This is a genomic window from Caballeronia choica (assembly GCF_001544535.1).
Lineage (GTDB): Bacteria > Pseudomonadota > Gammaproteobacteria > Burkholderiales > Burkholderiaceae > Caballeronia > Caballeronia choica.
Genome location: NZ_FCON02000336.1, coordinates 1 through 3,247, shown reverse-complemented (window position 1 = coordinate 3,247; position 3,247 = coordinate 1). Strand labels below are relative to the sequence as shown.

Below are 3,247 nucleotides of genomic sequence, written 5' to 3'. Positions count from 1 at the left end.
CTCCATTTCCTTTCCCGTGCATTCTTGCTGAGCCGGTCGGCCAGATTTCCGCACACCACCATGCCAAGGCCCGTCACGAGCACAAACACTGCCGCGCTGATCGCAGCCTTGCCGTCGGACATGCCGTAGTAGCGGTTCAGGAAGCTCGGCATCCACGCCCAGACAGCAGCCGGGACGAGCAGGTGAATGCCGCTGCCGACGTAGGCACACACGACCGACTTCGTCGAAAAGAGTCCCTTCATCAGGGCGCGGAAGCTCATCCGCACGCCGAGCCCTTGCGCTTGCCTGCTCACGCTCGCCGGTTGCAGCGGCACAAGCCGTTTCTCGGTGACGACAAACCCGTAGACGACCACCAGCACGATCCCCATGATCGCCATTGCGCCGAACGCCGCGCGCCAACCCATATGTGCTGCGACCGCACCGCCGAGGGCCATGCCGAGCACTGAGCCAAACGCCCCGCCCGCCATGAACATGCCGGTGAGCGTGGCGCGCAGCCGCGCCGGAAAGATGCTCAGGACGACCGCGATACCGACGCTGCCGTAAGCGGCTTCGCCGATGCCCACGAAGGTGCGCGCGAGGAGCATTTCGCCGTAGTTCGTCGCGAGCGCGCAGCCCAGCGTCGCGAGACTCCACATCGCCGCCATCAGGACGATGCTCTTCACGCGGCCCCAGCGATCGGCGAGCACCGACAGCGGGAACGTGAGCACGCCGACCATCAGCGCGACCACACTGCTAAGCGAACCCAGCCGTGTGTCGGACAGGCCCCATGTGGCCTTGAGTAGCGGAAATACGGCATTCAACACCTGCCGCGACATGTAGTCGGAAAGCAGCAATCCGACTGTCAACGCAAATACCACCCAGGCGTAAGCGGGGACATCCGCCTTTGTCGTAGAAACATCACCTGCCGTGGGTTCAGCATGCTGCATGAGCATGGTTTGTCTCCTTCGTCTTTCTAGTTAGCGGCCGTCTCTTTGCCCGGCAGGCAAAGGGGCCGATTATGGATTCCGTCACTCTCCCCGGCGTGCGCCGGGAAGTACCACCTTTGAAACCCATCAGCCGGTGCTCCCATCCCGTTCCAAATCATGCGACAGTCGCGTGAAGACTTGCGGAACGAAATAGGACGTAGTGCTCGAACAATACGGCAATCGCGCGTTACACTTTTCTGAATGGGCGCCATCCTTTTAGCGATCGATGCCACTCCGCGTAAACACCGGTATGCACGCACAGCAGGCACTTAATTGCCGGAAGACGGGGCGCAGTCCATGAACCCGCGAGGGAACGCGATGGAAACGATGCTACGCTCGGTAGCCATGAGCGGTTATTTCGACGTGACGCGGCGGCTCGGACTGAATCCGGTCGAGCTCGCGCAGCAGGTCGGGATCGATCCCGGAGCGCTGGCGAATCCGGATGATCGCGTTTCGGCCGCCGCGTGCTGCCGGCTATTGGAACTCGCGGCGGAAAAGGCGTCGTGCCCGACTATCGCGCTACAAATGGCTGCAACCCGGCAGAAATTCGGCACCGACGTGGTCAATGTGCTGCTCGCGCACAAGCGCACGCTGCGCGAGGTGTTGCTGGCCGCAGCCGAATTCCGGCATCTGCTCAACGAAGCGCTGGCCGTGTACGTCGAGGATGCAGGAGAAACGGTCACCATCCGGGAAGAACTCGTCGTCGACCCGGGTACGTCTACCAGGCAGGCGATCGAACTTACGGTGGGTATTCTCGCGCGCCACTCCAGCGCGCTGCTCGGCAACTACTGGAAACCGCGCGCTGTCCATTTCACTCATCGCGGGCCCGCTGATCTGACGTTTCATCGGCGCTTCTTCGGCTGTCCGATGGAGTTCGGCAGCGACTTCAACGGCTTCGTGTGCGCGGCCGCCGAACTCGACTACCCGAATCCGACCGCTGACCCCGAACTGGTCCGATACGCCGAGAGCCTCGCCGCACCACTCAAAAACGTAATCGGTGCGGATTCGACCGCGCTGGAAGTGCGCAAGGCAATCTACCTGCTGCTGCCCGTCGAGCAGGCCACAGTCGAGCTGGTTGCCCGTCATTTGCGTGTGAGCGTGCGCACCATGCAGCGGCAGCTCGGATCGGCCGATACCAGCTTCTCGGCACTGGTCGAGGAAGTCCGGCGCGAGCTTGCCGTGCGCTATATGAGCAACCCGCGTTATCCGATCGGGAGGGTCGCGGCGCTGCTCGGCTATACCCAGCAGGGTTCGTTCACCAACTGGTTCACATTACGATTTGGTATGACGCCGCGTGATTGGCGTAAAAGCCAGGCGAAATAAACAAATGAACGGCGCTGCCTACCGGGGTGCTGCTACGCGCCCGCGCTGGATTTCCGCGCGCAATCGGGCGTCAAAATAGCGGCGGTTCGCCGGCATCGGTTCATCCCGAGTCGCTGAGTTGCTCCCGGTGTGGGACGTTGTCAAGGTCGGCAGAGGCGAATCTAGCGAAACGCTCGCGGAGGTCAGTCCCCAGGCCGTCGGAAAACTGCGCCGAGTTGCCGCTGCTGAGACACAGATAGCCACGCTCGCTGGAAAGCGGACGCGGCGCCACGCTGGCCGGCACCGCGTCTTGGCCAAAAAGCGCTGATCGAACCGCGTGGTCCAGCGGCAGGGAAGTACCGAGTCGGGGTCGACGATCTTCGCAGAGATTGTCTGCACCGGGATCACACGGGAGCCTTGTCCCGACATGCCCTCCGATCGAGGATCGAATCCCTGTGAGATTTCAGGATCCGGCAGATCCCGCACGACCGGCGCGCTTTCGTTAAGCCAGAGAATGACGTGATCAAGATCGAACGCCAATCGTAGATCTGTGACGAGGACGTTCAGGAGCGAAGTCGGTGACGCGAATCAGGTGCAGTTCGATATTGGAGAGCGGCGTAGCGCATCCCCGTTCTGCTTTACGATGATGAGCACGACGGTGGCGCATCGCCGGACTTTGTCCCGCCGGCGCGGTCCGGGGTGCACCGCACGCCTTGCAGACCGCCACGAAGTCGCGTCGGCCGAGGGCGTGCGCAATGCGCTGCTGCCTCGCGGGTTCAGACGGCCTTGCGCAGAAAGCCCTGAGTAGCACCCTTGCGATTGGGCGCGAAGCCGTTGGCCAGCAGGGTCTCTTCCACCGTGTCGTAGAACACGCCGATCTTGCTGATCTCGCGCGCCTCTTGTGCGGTGGCGACCTTGCGGCCGAACTCGCGTGAGATGCGCACCAGTTGCTCGATCTGCTCGACCGTGCTCATCTTCTT

2 protein-coding genes and 1 pseudogene are annotated in these 3,247 nt (G+C 62.5%); 1 reads left to right on the top strand and 2 read right to left on the bottom strand.

What is annotated here, in order from left to right:
• Nucleotides 1-932, bottom strand: a 932-nt coding sequence (locus AWB68_RS43465; RefSeq protein WP_087650259.1) for an MFS transporter, incomplete at its 3' end; no start/stop codon positions are given.
• 351 nt (nt 933-1,283) lie between these two features.
• Here AWB68_RS43465 and AWB68_RS43460 point away from each other — a divergent pair.
• Nucleotides 1,284-2,288: an AraC family transcriptional regulator gene (locus AWB68_RS43460; RefSeq protein ID WP_087650258.1), complete on the top strand. Its 1,005-nt coding sequence runs from the start codon at nt 1,284-1,286 to the stop codon at nt 2,286-2,288.
• 755 nt (nt 2,289-3,043) lie between these two features.
• Here AWB68_RS43460 and AWB68_RS43455 read toward each other — a convergent pair.
• A pseudogene (locus AWB68_RS43455) lies at nt 3,044-3,247 on the bottom strand (3-keto-5-aminohexanoate cleavage protein); the annotation flags it as partial.